The organism is Porphyromonas sp. COT-108 OH1349 (assembly GCF_000768755.1).
GTDB lineage: Bacteria > Bacteroidota > Bacteroidia > Bacteroidales > Porphyromonadaceae > Porphyromonas_A > Porphyromonas_A canoris.
The window spans coordinates 80420-96109 of record NZ_JRAH01000020.1 but is presented as its reverse complement, the minus strand read 5'-3'; the positions used below and the strand labels follow the sequence as shown (position 1 = coordinate 96109).

At 41.1% G+C, this 15690-nt stretch carries 17 protein-coding genes; 16 read left to right on the top strand and 1 reads right to left on the bottom strand.

Translation table 11 applies throughout. The annotated features are described in order from the left end of the window. Positions 1-426, bottom strand: a complete 426-nt coding sequence (locus JT26_RS05550; protein ID WP_316931420.1) for a phage integrase SAM-like domain-containing protein — start codon at positions 424-426, stop codon at positions 1-3. Between the two features lie 89 nt (positions 427-515). Between JT26_RS05550 and JT26_RS10445 the strand changes: the two genes are divergently transcribed. The 16 genes from JT26_RS10445 to JT26_RS05475 all read left to right on the top strand — a co-directional run bounded on the left by JT26_RS10445 (position 516) and on the right by JT26_RS05475 (position 15638). Next, positions 516-683 (top strand): ThiF family adenylyltransferase, encoded by a 168-nt coding sequence (locus JT26_RS10445; RefSeq protein ID WP_316931157.1) that lies wholly within the window; start codon positions 516-518, stop codon positions 681-683. A 70-nt stretch (positions 684-753) separates the two neighbouring features. Continuing rightward, entirely contained in the window at positions 754-1116 is a 363-nt protein-coding gene (locus tag JT26_RS05545) for a helix-turn-helix transcriptional regulator (protein WP_052089720.1), read from the top strand. A gap of 338 nt (positions 1117-1454) precedes the next feature. Then, positions 1455-2276 carry a 3-methyl-2-oxobutanoate hydroxymethyltransferase gene (panB, locus tag JT26_RS05540; protein ID WP_036847422.1) on the top strand — a complete coding sequence of 274 codons (822 nt, stop codon included), beginning with the start codon at positions 1455-1457 and terminating at the stop codon, positions 2274-2276. Between the two features lie 20 nt (positions 2277-2296). Further along, positions 2297-2953 carry a trimeric intracellular cation channel family protein gene (locus JT26_RS05535; protein ID WP_036847362.1) on the top strand — a complete coding sequence of 219 codons (657 nt, stop codon included), beginning with the start codon at positions 2297-2299 and terminating at the stop codon, positions 2951-2953. A gap of 130 nt (positions 2954-3083) precedes the next feature. After that, positions 3084-4139 (top strand): asparaginase, encoded by a 1056-nt coding sequence (locus JT26_RS05530; RefSeq protein WP_036847359.1) that lies wholly within the window; start codon positions 3084-3086, stop codon positions 4137-4139. A gap of 33 nt (positions 4140-4172) precedes the next feature. After that, complete coding sequence (locus tag JT26_RS05525) at positions 4173-5018, top strand: MBL fold metallo-hydrolase (protein ID WP_235300027.1); 846 nt, start codon at positions 4173-4175, stop codon at positions 5016-5018. Positions 5019-5061: 43 nt separating this feature from the next. Then, entirely contained in the window at positions 5062-5742 is a 681-nt protein-coding gene (locus tag JT26_RS05520; RefSeq protein ID WP_036847356.1) for a DUF3256 family protein, read from the top strand. Positions 5743-5762: 20 nt separating this feature from the next. Beyond that, a complete protein-coding gene (locus JT26_RS05515; RefSeq protein ID WP_036847353.1) occupies positions 5763-6632 on the top strand; it encodes a hypothetical protein in 870 nt (289 codons plus the stop codon). A gap of 11 nt (positions 6633-6643) precedes the next feature. Further along, positions 6644-7315: a MarC family protein gene (locus JT26_RS05510; protein WP_036847351.1), complete on the top strand. Its 672-nt coding sequence runs from the start codon at positions 6644-6646 to the stop codon at positions 7313-7315. An 18-nt stretch (positions 7316-7333) separates the two neighbouring features. Then, complete coding sequence (nspC, locus tag JT26_RS05505) at positions 7334-8503, top strand: carboxynorspermidine decarboxylase (protein ID WP_052110380.1); 1170 nt, start codon at positions 7334-7336, stop codon at positions 8501-8503. A 39-nt stretch (positions 8504-8542) separates the two neighbouring features. Then, positions 8543-9496, top strand: coding sequence for a signal recognition particle-docking protein FtsY (gene ftsY / locus JT26_RS05500; protein WP_036847348.1), 954 nt, complete (start codon positions 8543-8545; stop codon positions 9494-9496). Positions 9497-9528: 32 nt separating this feature from the next. Then, positions 9529-10845 (top strand): 30S ribosomal protein S12 methylthiotransferase RimO, encoded by a 1317-nt coding sequence (gene rimO / locus JT26_RS05495; protein WP_036847345.1) that lies wholly within the window; start codon positions 9529-9531, stop codon positions 10843-10845. 14 nt (positions 10846-10859) lie between these two features. Next, positions 10860-12041 carry a LysM peptidoglycan-binding domain-containing protein gene (locus JT26_RS05490; RefSeq protein ID WP_036847342.1) on the top strand — a complete coding sequence of 394 codons (1182 nt, stop codon included), beginning with the start codon at positions 10860-10862 and terminating at the stop codon, positions 12039-12041. Between the two features lie 44 nt (positions 12042-12085). Continuing rightward, complete coding sequence (locus JT26_RS05485; protein ID WP_036790428.1) at positions 12086-13588, top strand: potassium/proton antiporter; 1503 nt, start codon at positions 12086-12088, stop codon at positions 13586-13588. A 4-nt stretch (positions 13589-13592) separates the two neighbouring features. Continuing rightward, the gene (locus tag JT26_RS05480) at positions 13593-14717 is read left to right on the top strand and encodes an N-acetylmuramoyl-L-alanine amidase (RefSeq protein ID WP_036847338.1); all 1125 of its coding nucleotides are present in this window, start codon (positions 13593-13595) and stop codon (positions 14715-14717) included. A gap of 33 nt (positions 14718-14750) precedes the next feature. Next, positions 14751-15638, top strand: coding sequence for an MlaD family protein (locus JT26_RS05475; protein WP_036847334.1), 888 nt, complete (start codon positions 14751-14753; stop codon positions 15636-15638). Positions 15639-15690: the final 52 nt, after the last annotated feature.

Genomic DNA, 15690 nt, shown 5'->3' with positions numbered 1-15690 from the left:
CTAGAGGGCGACCAAATCGGAATACCTCGACCCTGTCTCACAAGCAAACACAAATAGGTTTCGGATAATTACAGACAGCCCTTTAAGATCAAGGTTGTACAAACGCTCTATCTCATCATCAGACGAAGCAACCGTTGTAACCTCCTCAATGCCCATCTTGTAGTCCGAGTAGTCTCTGCGGGCATCATATCCATCACGCTTGAGGCGATTTAAGGTTGAGATGATTGCTTGTATTATTTTGACGACCGTGTTGTGTCTAAGCTCATAGTTCTGCCGCACAAAATAAAAGAATGCTTTGACCAGCAGATAGCTGAAATCACTATTATTCACCTCCGTACCTATATAGGCTTCGAGGTATTTGGCGGTGTTGCGCAGCGTGCTTTTCATGCTCGCTGCGCACCTTCTTTGCGAGGAGGAGATATTCAAATAAGCATATCTGTCAGAAAATCAAAATAATAAGTCTTCATAAATAGGAAAGGGATTACGACTTGTCAACGAGCGAACTTCTTTCATTAATGATGATTACTATGTGCCGATATAATAGAAATAGAATCTATGTTTCAGATCAGCAACAGACAACGATTAAATCTTTCAAGGTTCTACTTGCAGGGTGTGGCATAGGAAGTAATATAGCCGAGGCTCTACTGCGCCTCGGCTTTGAGACAATTACGCTAGTTGATTGAGATATTGTTCAAGAGAGTAATCTAAAGCGCCCAAATTATATGCTTTAGCTTTTTTAGTATATAAAATTGTATGCCCGTATATATAAAGAGTTATATTTACGTAGTAAAACAAGAGGAGATGAGAATAAAGGATGTCTTAAAAGAAAAAGGTATGACCTATCAGATTCTTGCAGATGCAATGGAGGTGTCTTTGCAATCTGTCAAGAGGATGCTTAACGCAGAATCCATTACAACCACAACAGCCGAGAGAATAGCCAAAGCAGTCGGGGTGCCTGTGTGGGAGCTTTTTGTTAAAAGGGAGGAAGTTATAGGAGAAGATCTGATGGCACTTGTCTCCCATAAAGGGAACTACTATAAAGCGGAAACAATATCGGAGCTTGAAAATATAGTAGAGTCAATAAAAAGCGATAACGGGCTTGTAGAAAGCCTTTAATATCTCTATATTTGCGACAAATCAAATCTTGAGAAGAATCAAAATTCCTGTTAGTTGATCTCTTTGTTGATTTGTCCTTTGATTTATCAATCGTACCTTAGTGGCAAAATATAAAGGATATTGGCTATATATGTTGTTCTATCAATTGTACATTAATGATTTGAAAGAATAGAGAGAATTAATCTCTAATTACTTGACAGCATAATGTTATCCTTGAGGAAAGATGATATTTGATTTTTTGCACAGATAAGTCAGGTCAAGAAAAATTTTATGGATTTTCTTTTCTACCTTTGTACTCTTCTAATTACAAGGATTTTGAACAAAAGATAAAGGGAAATATGAGCAATTATCTCAGTAGTGATAGAAAAAAAGTAACAACTCACAGACTGCTGGAAATGAAACAGAGGGGAGAGAAGATAAGCATGCTTACAGCTTATGACTTCTCTTTCGGTGGATTGATAGATGAGTCGGGCATGGATGTTATTCTTGTTGGGGATTCTGCCTCTAATGTCATGGCTGGGAATGTTACTACTCTTCCTATTACATTGGATCAGATGATTTATCATGGCAAGAGCGTGATGAAAGCTGTGAGGCGTGCACTTGTTGTTGTAGATCTTCCATTTGGCTCTTATCAAGGAAATTCAAAGGAGGCATTGCACTCTGCTATACGTGTGATGAAAGAGACTCATGCAGATGCTATCAAGATGGAAGGTGGTTCAGAGATTACCGAGTCTGTTCAGAGAATTTTGTCGGCAGGTATTCCAATAATGGGGCACTTAGGGCTTACTCCTCAAAGTATAAATAAATTTGGCACTTATGCTGTCCGAGCAAGAGAAGAAGCAGAAGCCGAAAAACTTCTTGCTGATGCAAAACTTTTGGAAGAATTGGGATGCTTTGCTCTTGTGTTAGAAAAGATCCCAGCACAGCTCGCAAAGCAAGTTGCGGAGAGTGTGATGATTCCTGTTATTGGCATTGGAGCTGGTGCCGGAGTAGATGGGCAAGTACTTGTTATGCACGATATGCTGGGAATATCTCAAGGGTTTTCACCAAGATTCCTTCGCCGCTATGCTAAACTTAATGAAGTTATTCATGAAGCATTGAAAGCCTATATTGAGGATGTGAAAAGCGGAGACTTTCCTAACGAGAATGAACAGTATTAACTGTCTATAGAAGTAGATTAATGATAGATTTTATTACGATTTGTGACTATTTGGGCACATTTGCTTTTGCTATATCTGGTATTCGATTGGCTTCTGCGAAGAAGTTTGACTGGTTTGGTGCCTATGTTGTGGGTTTTGTTACCGCAGTGGGTGGCGGTACCGTTCGAGATCTTTTTTTGGGTGTAACACCTTTCTGGATGATACAAGAGTCATACCTTATTATTTCTTTTGTAGCCTTGCTTTTTACCGCAATTTTTAAGAAATATCTGGTCCGTATGCAGAATACGGTTTTTCTTTTTGATGCCATAGGGTTGGGATTGTTTGTTGTGGTTGGTGTTGATAAAACATTGGATTTGGGATTCCCATATTGGGTTGCTATCATCATGGGGACTATCACCGGCTTTTTTGGTGGAATGACTCGCGACATCCTCATAAATGAGATACCTCTTGTCTTTAGAAAGGATATTTATGCTCTTGCGTGCGTCTTAGGAGGACTTATCTATACGATTTTGGTAAGTATAGGGATGAACTTAGGGCTTACTCAGTTATTGTCTGCTCTTAGTGTAATTGTTTGTCGGGTTCTTTGTGCTTGGTTTAATATTAGCCTTCCTGTGCTAAAGGGGGCAGATGAACAGGAGCACAATAAAGACCATTCAGATAAAACACCCTTTATATAATGCAGGACAGAAGCCAATTCTAATTACTTCCGAGTTGAAATAAAGTTGTATCTTTGTCTCTCACTATTGAGGATGATGATTTCCAATATATGTTTTGATTTTGAGTCTCTAAAAGAAAAAGAATAAAAAGATGAAATTAGGTCCCAATAAACCATCAGTATTGCTTATTTATACAGGTGGGACTATCGGTATGATAGAGAATAGTGATACCGGGCTTTTAGAAGCTTTTGACTTTCATTACTTGGAGGCACAGGTTCCGGAGTTAAAGCGTTTTGGATATAATATTTCATCCGTCTCTTTTGACCCTCCATTGGACTCTTCTTCGATGGACCAGTTTTCATGGATAGAAATAGCCAAAGTAATAGAGAAGAACTATGATATTTATGATGGCTTTGTTGTATTGCATGGAACGGACACGATGGCTTACACTGCGTCCGCTCTTTCTTTTATGTTGGATGACTTGGCAAAGCCGGTAATATTAACAGGATCTCAGCTACCAATAGGGAAATTGAGGACTGATGGTAAGGAAAATCTTATAACATCGATAGAAATAGCTGCTGCTAAAAGGGATAGTGGATTGCCTTATATTCAAGAGGTTTGTGTCTTTTTTGAGAACAAATTGATGCGAGGAAATCGAACAACCAAGATTTCAACGGATCATTTTAATGCTTTTGATACACCGAATTTTCCTCCTCTTGCTGATGTCGGAATAAATATACATTATTCAAAGGCAGTAAGAAGTGCAAATCTATTGTCATTGAATGCACCATTAAAGATTTCAACATCAATGGATACCAATGTTGTTGCACTAAAGCTTTTTCCAGGAATAACTCCCGTTGTGATTGATCAAATACTGAGCATTCCAAACCTTAAGGGCGTCGTCATGGAAACTTTTGGTAGTGGTAATGCTCCTACTCATGAATGGTTCTTATCGGCCTTACGTAATGCAATAGAAACACGAGACATTGTTATTGTAAATGTTACCCAATGTATTATGGGAGCTGTTGAAATGCGTCGCTATAAAACGGGAAATGAACTTTCAGAAGCAGGAGTTATAAGTGGAATAGATCTCACCTTTGAAGCTGCGCTATGTAAGTTAATGTATCTCTTGGGTAAAGGACTCCCTATGGATGCGGTTAGGAAACTAATGCAGGAACCATTAAAAGGGGAAATAAGCTTGGATTGACGAAGCAAACTTAGGAGGGATAATAGCATTAAGGTGAAACAATCAGCTGACTATATTACATTTTTTAGCATAGGAAGTGGCAGCAGTGGAAATTGCTACTTCTTCTCGTATTTTGGAACATCTGTACTCATAGATGCCGGGCTTAGAGGACGAGCAATCGTGGATGCCTTGAAAGATAAGGGAATAGATCCTACCTCTCTATCCGGAATTTTGGTAACACATGATCATGCTGATCATGTGCGTGGAGTAGGAAGTATTGCTACGAGGTATCATATGCCTATTTATGCTACAAGAAAGGTAATGCACGCTCTTATCACAAGTAGATATATCCAAGAAGATATTTCCGGATATTTGAAGCCGATCGAGCCAAGTAAGGTCTCAGAAATAGGAGCTATCAGGGTTAGAGCTATTCCTATTCCCCACGATAGCACAGACAATATTGGATATATGATAGAGACTCCTGTCGGAGTGTTTACTTTGATGACGGACATAGGAGATGTTACACCTGAAGTGGAGAGAGCTATAAGACAAAGTAACTTTCTTGTATTTGAGAGCAACTATGATGAAGAAATGTTGAAAGGAGGTAGGTATCCACAGTTTTTAAAAGAGCGTATTACTTGTGGCACAGGACACCTTAGTAATGTGAAAAGTGCTGAATGTCTAGCCTCTAACTATCATTTGGATATGACCTTTATAGCTCTTTGCCACCTAAGCAAAGACAATAATCACCCCGATCTTGCTTACAAGTTTGTGGAAAATCGCTTGTTTCGAGAGGGAATAAGAGTGGGTAAAGATTTGGAACTGAAGGTGCTCAAGAGGAGCATTCCTTCCGAAAGGCTTTTCTTGCGTCGCGGAGAACTTCCCATCAGAATCTTATGACCCCAAAAGATGTAGTACCTTTGTTTTTAGATAATACAAGAGAATGAAGCATTTCCAAAAGTATATAGTTTTTTTGTGGGGTATCCTTGTTCTGATCTTTTGCTGTGGCAGTTTATCAGCTCAAACTGTAGCAGAAGTCTTTATTGATGCTCCGGAATCTGCTTTTCCCGTACTTTCCTTGAATAATAAGAAAGATCTGATAGATCGTTATGAAGCGAGGAGGGAGAAAGAAGAGGTAGACTTGGAGGTGGAGAATGAATTTAATGGCAAAAGTAAACTCCTTTATCTTAGCAATACGAGAATGGTTGTTGTACTGGATAAGCACTCAAAGATAGAGCTTTGTATGCTTCCGGTGAAAGGGCAAAAAGATCCTTTGATTGCTGTTATCAGAACATCTTTAATCTCTCCTGAGCATTCGGTCTTGTCTTTTTATGATGTGTCTTGGAAGAAAAAAGATAAAACTTTCCATGAACCATCATATTCTTTTGAAACATTCATGAAGAATAGTTCTTCTAAAGCTATGACACAGGGTAAGTTAGTAATGTCTCAGCTTGTATCCATCACAAATCTTCTTACTTTTATAGAAGGTGATAGAGGGAAAGTTGGTCTTTCCGTACATCTGACGGGCATAGATGGTACTCCTCTTGAGAGTGAGGAGAGTATGAAAAGCCTATTGAAAAACGAAAAAATAATATTTTGGTGGAATAATAAGAAGTTTTTATAGAAGAGAAATAGCGACAATATATGCAGAAGAAAGCTTTAGTTTATACCATAGTTGTAGTGGCTGCCATAGCTTTGGGAGTGGCAGGTTTTATCCTTCTGAGACAAAATAATGAACTCAATGAGTTCAAAGAGCAGATGATATTGGATAGACAACTTCTTGAAGAGGAGTTTAACGATTTATCTATGCAGTATGAAGGATATAAATTCACAGTGAGTAATGACTCCTTATTGAAGAAACTTGAGGGAGAGCAAGCAAAAGTACAGCGCTTGATGGAAGAGTTGAAGACCGTTAAGAGCAATAATGCAAAACGGATTGGAGAACTCAAGAAGGAATTGGAAACACTCCGAAAGATCATGCGACACTATGTACAGCAGATAGACTCGTTGAACAAAGCAAATATGGAGCTTAAAGAAGAGAATACCAGAGTCCGCCAGCAGATATCTCAAGTAACTACCACTGCTCAGAGACTTCAAGCCGAGAAGACTGCCCTGAATGAGCAGGTTCAAAGAGCCAGTAAGCTTAGTGTTTCGTATATTGCAGTCTCTTTATTGGATAAGAAAGGTAAAGAGACTAAAAAGATAAAGAAAGCTGCTCAAATCCGTGTTGTTGCAAATATAGATCGTAATGTAACGGCAGAAGTAGGAGAGAAGACTATTTATGTTCGTATTTTGAAGCCTGATGGAGAAATACTGACTTTACATGATGGCACTTTTGCGTATGAAAATGGAATGCTTGAATATTCTATGAAAAGAACTATTGAGTACGATGGAGAACCTGTTCAAGTAACTCTATTTTGGGATATCAGTGAATATCTTTTGGAGGGAAATTATAGGGCAGATATCTTCTCGGATGGTCATTTGATAGGTAAGAAAGCATTTAGAATAGAGTAAAACATTTTCTTATGGAAGTATTTGATGGAGGATGGGGATTTTTTCTCATCTGTATAGTATCCCTTGTTACTATATCTAATCCTTTGGCTGTTATGCCGTTTTATCTTTCTCTTACAAATGGGTTAACCCAAAAGGCTAAGGGGCGAGTTATCGTAAAGGCTATAACAGCTTCTATTGTAACACTCTTGTTTTTTGCATTTCTTGGACCTCTTATTTTTAAGGTCTTTGGAATATCCATAGATGGCTTTCGTATTATTGGAGGAATTATCTTTTTTAATCTGGGATATGCAATGATGAACGATGCCGGCAGTAGGAGAAACTCTAAGCTTGTTGAAGATCACGATACGGAAAAGCAGGAGGATACCGATAATATCTCTATAATTCCATTAGCCATTCCTATTTTGTGTGGTCCCGGCATGATGACCAACGGAATTTTACTCCGAGAAGAGGCCGATACTAATGGAAAGGTAATAATATTGGTGGCGACCATCATATTGTTTTATATTTCGGCGGGTTTGATTTTAAGAACATCAGAACGCATAACTGTTTGGCTCGGAGAAACCGGTAATAAAGTTCTTTCTCGAATTATGGGCTTGATATTGATGGTGATAGCTGCGGAATTTATTATAACAGGTGTTAAGCCGATTTTCACTGAAATTATTAGAACAGCTGTTGGCAGCTGATTTTTTGAATAGAGTTTTATGCAAGAGTTTAAGAATATTCTCCCCACAGAAAAAGAGCATCCGAAGATCCCATGTTATGTCATGGAGGAGGAGAAGCTACGTTATAATCTTTCCCTCATAAAAGATGTTGCCCAAAGAAGTGGAGCAGAAATAATATTGGCATTCAAGGCTTTTGCTCTTTGGAAATCTTTTCCAATATTTCGAGAGTATATCAAATCAAGCACCGCAAGTTCCATATTTGAGGCTCGGATGGGGTATGAATATATGGGATCTCCTACATATACTTTTGCTCCTGCATACAAAGAGGATGAATTCGATGAGATTTTGAAATATAGCGATCATATTGTCTTTAACTCGCTATCTCAGTTTCAAAAATTTTATCCTCTTGTGCAAAACTATGGAGGAACACACTCTTGTGGTATTCGCATCAATCCCGAATATTCTACGGTAGGGACTGATTTATATAATCCTTGCGCTCCGGGTTCAAGATTGGGTATATTATCCTCTCAGTTGCCTCAAGAGCTTCCCCAAGGTATAGACGGCTTTCATTTTCATTCCCATTGTGAGAGTAATTCTTATGATTTAGAGGAAACTCTCAAGCACGTGGAGGAAAAGTTTGGAGAATATCTTCCTCAACTAAAGTGGCTCAATATGGGAGGAGGACATTTGATGACTCACGCAGAGTATGATGTTGAACATTTGATTACGCTGTTGCGGAGGTTCAAAGAAAAATACCCGAATCTAACTCTTATTTTAGAGCCGGGAAGTGCTTTTGCTTGGCAAACCGGTTACTTGAAGACTCAGGTATTGGACGTCGTTGAAAATAGTGGAATAAAAACTCTTATCGTAGATGCTTCTTTCACCGCTCACATGCCGGACTGTCTTGAGATGCCGTATCAGCCACGTGTCCGTGGAGCAGAGATTGGCGCATTCCCGGAGAAAGGATATGTGTATAGAATAGGAGGCAACAGCTGTTTGAGTGGAGATTTTATAGGAGATTGGACCTTTCCTCAGGAAGTTAAGATTGGAGACATTGTCTTGTTCGAGGACATGATTCATTATACTACTGTAAAGACGACAATGTTTAATGGTATTCCTCATCCAAGTATTGCTATTAAGCATACAGATGGCACGTTTGAGATTTATCGCTCATACGGATATGAAGATTACCTGAATAGGATGTGTTAGGCAGTTAAGAAGATATTAAAGGCAAAAAGGGATAGAGTTATGGGATTATTTGGTTTTTTTTCAAAGGATAAGAAGAAAACTTTGGATGAGGGTTTGGAGAACACAAGGTCCAACGTCTTTTCTAAGATCGGTCGTGCAATAGCCGGAAAAAGCACGGTTGACGATGAGGTCTTGGACGAACTGGAAGAAATCTTGGTAACATCTGATGTCGGAGTGGAAACCACTCTGAAGATCATTAAACGTATAGAAGAACGCGTTGCTCAAGACAAATATTTTGGAACAAACGAGCTGACCAAAATACTTAGAGGAGAAATAGCTGCTCTGTTGGAAGAGAACAACTCTATGGATGGCGATGCGTTTTCTCTCCCTAAGGAAACAAAACCTTATGTCATAATGGTTGTAGGGGTCAATGGTGTTGGAAAGACAACGACGATAGGGAAGTTAGCATACCAATTCAAGTCTGCAGGATATAATGTCGTTCTTGGTGCAGCGGATACATTTAGAGCCGCCGCTGTTGACCAGTTGGTTATTTGGGGCGAAAGAGTGGGAGTGCCTGTTGTCAAGCAGCAAATGGGTTCGGATCCTGCTTCTGTCGCTTTCGATACACTCTCTTCTGCAAAAGCCAGTGGAGCAGACGTGGTTATCATAGACACAGCCGGCAGACTTCATAATAAGGTCGGCTTGATGAATGAACTTACCAAGATAAAGAACGTCATGAAAAAAGTTGTACCGGATGCTCCTCATGAAGTTCTTCTTGTTCTGGATGGTTCCACAGGTCAAAATGCGTTTGAACAAGCAAAGCAGTTTACAGCTGCAACGGAAGTGAATGCTTTGGCTATAACAAAGTTGGATGGAACAGCCAAGGGAGGTGTCGTAATAGGTATTTCAGACCAATTTAAGATACCTGTAAAGTACATAGGATTGGGAGAAAAAGTTACCGATTTGCAGCTTTTCCGTAAGAAAGAGTTTGTGGACTCTCTCTTCGGTGAATAACTCTCAAGGAGTATATAAGAGATTCAATTTGAATGAGAAAGAATAGAGTAGATATCATAACACTGGGATGTTCTAAAAATCTCGTAGATTCAGAACTGCTGATGCACCATTTTATTACGGTGGGGTATCAGGTCTTTCATGATCCTGAGAGGGTTTGTGGAGAGATCGTTGTTATCAATACTTGTGGATTTATAGGAGATGCCAAGGAGGAGTCTATCGAAACTATTCTTAGAATGGTAGAGGCAAAGAAGCAAGGTGCCATAGGACAGCTTTATGTGATGGGTTGCCTCTCTGAAAGATACAGGGAAGAACTGAAAAAAGAGATCCCGGAAGTCGATGCGTATTATGGAAAGTTCGACTGGAAAGACCTCGTCGGAAATCTTACCAAGGCTTTTCTTGTTGATGCTTCGGGTCTTAGGAAGATCACCACACCACAGCATTATGCTTATGTGAAGATTTCGGAAGGGTGTGATAGAGCTTGTTCTTATTGTGCCATTCCTCTCATCACCGGTAAGCACAAGAGTAGGAGTATAGATAACATCATAAAAGAAGTTACATCTCTTACTGATAGTGGTGTAAAAGAAATTCAGCTCATCGCTCAAGATCTTACTTATTATGGAAGGGATCTTTATAAGAGAGCTGCTTTGGCAGACTTGCTAAGAGAGCTATGTACCATAGACAGACTGGAGTGGATACGTTTGCACTACGCCTATCCTACACAGTTCCCTTTGGATATTTTGCCGGTTATGGCAGCAGAGGATAAGATCTGCAACTACTTGGATATCGCTTTGCAACACGCTTCAGACAATATGTTGAAGATTATGAGAAGAGGTATCTCGAGAAAAGAAACAGAAGCTCTTCTAAGTCGGATTCGGCAAGAAGTTCCGGGTATTCACATCCGTACTACAATGATGGTAGGACATCCCGGAGAGACAGAGTCGGATTTTGAAGAACTCTTGGATTTTGTCGCTGCACAAAGATTTGAACGAATGGGAGCTTTTGCATACTCCCACGAAGATGACACATACTCTTGGAAGCACTATAAAGACGATATCCCCTTGAAGATAAAGAAGGATAGACTATCCAAACTAATGAAGCTGCAAGAGGGTATTGCTTTTGATAATGCTCAACAGAAAGTAGGACAACAGCAAAAGGTCATTATAGACAGAGAGGATACAGAGTATTATATCGGTCGTACAGAGTTTGACTCTCCCGATGTCGATCCGGAAGTACTAATCTCCAAGCAAGGATGCTTGTCTGTTCCTTTGGATATAGGGCAGTTTTACAAAGCTGATATTGTGGACACTATAGGTTTTGACCTTATAGCAGAGATACGAAACAAAACATAAATTGAAATTGTGGCATGAACACATACGGGAACGAATCTCGCCTCATATGCTTATGGGTGCACTGGCTTCAGACTACGCTTCTTGACGGAAATCCTTTTTGTTGGGAAGGTGTAGGTACTCTCTATGTGAAATGCGAAGATGAGTACATCGGTGTTTTAGAAGACACTCCATACCTTTTCCCTCCTCATATTGCTCTTGTTTTCGAGCCGGCCGGAGAGCTTATCTCTTTTCTTCAGAAGAGAGACTTGTCCCTTCTCTCATCATACTCTCAACATCATACGGCTCAACTGCTTTCCGAGATTTACTCTACATTCTCTTGCAAAGAGTTTGCCCTTGATCTGGAAGAACACACTCGCTCTTTCTTGTCTCTGCTTTTAGAGGGGAAAAGTGCGTACCAAGAGGGATTTGGTACACTCTCTCTGCGTAATGCTTCTGAAGGTAGCACTCTCGATTTCTCCCCTGATGCCTCTTTTGTCGAGCGACTTCAAAAACCTTTTGAGGCTTTTGAGCCAACCATACTAAAGTCTGCCTCTTTATTCCCCGATCTTTACATCAAAAAGATATCCGATATTCATATCGAAACACCGGTTCAAACATTTTCTATTCCTCGATTTATACCGGAAGAGAAAAAGGTTGAAAGCGGTAGTTTCGATATTTCTGTTTTAGGGCAAAAAGATACACCCTCTTCTTCGGAACAAGGGATTGATGTTGTACCGGCTGTGCAAAACAAGAAGAAATGGTCTCCTGCCTTTTTGTTTATTCCCATACTCCTTCTCTTGCTTGGAGGTATTATGTTTTGGTATCTGAACTCTCATAAGGAGACAGTCCCTGAAACGCTTCCCGCTCCTCTTCCACAAACAGAGGTGGTAGAGGCTCAAAAGGTAGATGCCGAACCGGAAGAGCAGACAGACAAGATGCTTCCTCTTGCTGTGGAGACAGTAGAAAGAGGCACCACTTTAAGTGGATTGGCACAGAAACATTATGGGAATGTTATCTTTTGGGTCTGCATCTATATGGAGAACTATTCTGTCATATCGGATTACAATAATGTCCCTCTCGGACAAGAGCTCAAGATACCTCCTTTGGACAAGTACAAAATGAAAGGAGATAGAGCAGAGGATATATCCCGATGCAGAAGAATCGAGTACCTTATCTACTCCTCTCAGTACAAGCCCGGCGATGAGAATAATCTCTAAAATAATTACTCAAACTACAACACACAATATCTAAGACCGTATCCATGTTTACTCCGGAACATTTTCTTCTCGTAGGATCTTCACTCATCATATTAGGACTCATTCTTAGTCGAGCCGGCTTCAAGCTGGGCGTACCTGTACTGCTTCTCTTTTTGGGAGTTGGTATGTTGGCAGGAGAGGAAGGACTCGGGATCAGTTTTAACGACACCAAGATAGCACAGTTCGTTGGAGTGATGGCTTTAACGGTAATCCTTTTTTCAGGAGGTATGGATACCAACTTCAAGGATGTAAAGCCTCGTCTGAAAGAAGGAATATCTCTGGCTACGGTTGGGGTCTTGCTTACAACTCTGCTTACAGGAACGTTCATATACTATCTCTTTCAGCTTGAGTTCATGCCCATCCATCTTACCTATGTACAATCTTTGCTTTGTGCTGCGGTAATGTCCTCTACCGATTCTGCTTCTGTATTCTCTATCTTGAGGACGAAAGAGATTACGCTGAAACAGAATCTCCGTCCCACACTGGAGTTGGAGAGTGGAAGCAATGACCCTATGGCATATATGCTTACAGTGATACTTATTCAGCTGGCTTCGTTAGGCGATATAAGTACTTTTGAAGCAGTGTTTGACTTTTTCAGACAGTTTATCATTGGTGCTTTTGTCGGTTGGGGGATGGGAAAGATAGCCGTTTGGATGGTCAATAGGATCAATCTCCCCAATCCTTCTCTATATCCCATTTTGTTATTGGCATTTTCGGGGCTGATCTTTGCTTCTGCATACGCATTTAAGGGCAATGGATATCTGGCTGTTTATATCGGAGGGCTCATCGTAGGAAACTCTAAACTCAAGTTTCAGAAGTCTGTCAAAGGATTTTTTGATGGTTTCGCATGGCTTTGGCAGCTTATTATGTTCCTTACGTTGGGGCTGTTGGTCGTTCCCTCCGAACTCTTCCACGTTGCCATTCCGGCGATACTCATAGCCCTGTTTTTGATATTTCTTGGGCGCCCTATTGCTACATTCTTGACCCTCTTACCCATAAGAAGCTCTTTGAGTAATAAGGCAAGGCTGTATGTCTCATGGATGGGTCTTCGTGGTGCTGTCCCCATCATCTTTGCCACCTATCCTTTAGTTGCAGAAGTTCCTAATGCCACTACTATTTTTAACGTGGTTTTCTTCATCACTCTGCTTTCCCTCATTATACAAGGCTCTACCGCTACATGGATGGCAGAAAAGCTCGATTTGGTGGATGAACCGGTGCAGAAACGAGTATTTGATGTCGAGCTTCCCGAAGAGATCAAGAGCGCACTAAGCGAGATTATTGTTACGCAAGAGATGTTGGCTTACGGCAACACTCTCACAGATATACCCCTTCCACGCCATACACTTGCGGTGATGGTATTGCGTGGAGGACACTATTTTATACCGAGCGGAACTACCGAACTCCAAGTGGAAGACCATATCCTGCTCATTTCGGACGACCAGGAAGCTCTCTTGGCATACTATGAAGAGACCGGAATAGCTCCGTACAGAATGGAAGTAAACGAATAACGTTATGACCAGATCTACTTTACTTGCACTTTTTCTCTCTTTTCTCTTTCCTTTTTTCTCCTCTTCTGTTTCTGCTCGGAATAGCAAAGGGAAGTTTGTCGTGGTCATAGATCCCGGGCACGGAGGCAAGGATGCCGGAGCATTGGGAACCATTAGCAAGGAGAAAGATATTGTTCTCAAAGTAGGACTAAAAGTAAGAGAGTTTCTGCGTAAGCAGGATCCCGGCATCGCTGTTTTGATGACTCGCTCCACCGATGTGTTTATCGGTCTCAACGAGAGGGCAGACTATGCCAATCGCAACCATGCCGACCTTTTTGTCTCTATACATGCCAACTCCGTAAAGTCCAAGTCGGCACGAGGAATAGAAACTTATACTCTCGGTCTCGCTCGCTCGGAAGAGAATCTTCGTGTAGCGATGAAAGAAAACTCCGTTATCCTCAAAGAGGATGACTACAAGACAAAATATGAAGGTTTCGATCCCAACTCCACGGAGAGCTATATCATGTTCGAGTTCATGCAGAATAAGAACATGGAAAGCTCCATCAAGCTGGCTCAGAACGTGCAGAAGAATTTGGTCGTTGGAGGACGTCGGGTCAATAGAGGGGTCAAGCAGAATATCTTTTTGGTTTTGCGTCGTACATCCATGCCGAGTATCCTTATAGAGTTAGGGTTTATATCCGATCGGCAAGAAGAGAGTTACATGAACTCCTCAGCCGGTATAGACGAAATGGCGCGTTCCATATCCTCTGCGGTGATCAAGTATAAGCAGGATTTAGATAAAAAGCTTTCCGCTCAGTCTGCGCAGTCTGCACCACAGCCGCCTGCGGAAGAGGTGAATGCTTCTACCAAAACATCTGTTCACGCAGAAACACAGAAAGCATCCGCTCCGGAAGGGGAGAAGAGATACCGCATTCAGATCCTTACTCATTCCAAAAAGATAGATCCGTCAGATGCTCGCTTCAAAGGGTATGGACAGCATCTCAAATGTTATCGGGATGGCGACCAATACAAATATACTCTTTACGACTTTGCCTCTCAAAAAGAGGCTTTGGAGCAACAAAAGAAGCTGAAGAAAGTTTTTAATGGCTGTTTTATCGTTACCTTTGTCGGAGATAAAAGGGTAGATTAGAATTATCGTTGTATTTATATTAAGCAAAACTGTATGGAAACACTCAACAAGAAGTCGCAGTTGTTAAGAATCGGAATTGTAGGACTCATTGCATTGGTCATTCTCTATTTTGGACTCAACTTCTTAAAGGGGCTGAATATATTCAGTCGGGAATACGTGTACTATACCAGTTTGCAAAATGCCAAAGACGTTACCGTATCCACTCCCATCCTCATAGACGGATACCGGGTAGGCTTGGTTACGGCTGTGGAGTACGACTACAAAGACTTCACAGGTACAAAGGTCGAAATGTCCATAGATAAAAATCTGAAGATACCCAAGAGCAGCTACGTCATAGTCAAGGGTAACCCTTTAAGTGGAGCCGAGCTGGTGATTGTTCGCACCGGTACTACCGATTTTCATCAACCGGGTGAGAGGCTGAACAGTAAAGCCACAACGGATATTCTTTCTCAGTTTACCGACGAGCTTCTTCCTAAGTTGGCAGGGACGATCAACAGGATAGATACTCTTCTCATGGGTATTCATACCATTATTGACAACGGGAATATTCCCGAAACACTTGGTGAAATTCATGCCACCTCTATCAACCTGAACCAAACCGTACGCACACTCAGACTATCCATAGACAAGCATCTGCCCGGAATGATGACCGATTTCAGAGCCGGAGCAGCCTCCATAGCCGGCATAACATCCAAGCTCGACAGCCTCGACTATGCTGCCACTTACGCAGAGCTTCAGCGTACCGTAGAGCAGCTTCATCAGCTTACCCGGAAGCTTCAACAGCCCGACAATACACTCGGACTGCTTCTCACAGACAAAAGGCTCTACGAACAGCTCAACCGCGTAGCCCTCTCTGCCGATAGTCTTCTTGTGGACATCAAGGCAAATCCTAAGCGTTATGTGAAGTTCTCTCTCTTCTGACAACAGGAGATTGAGCTGCTCCTTTCTTAGGAACAATCTTTTAAGGATATAC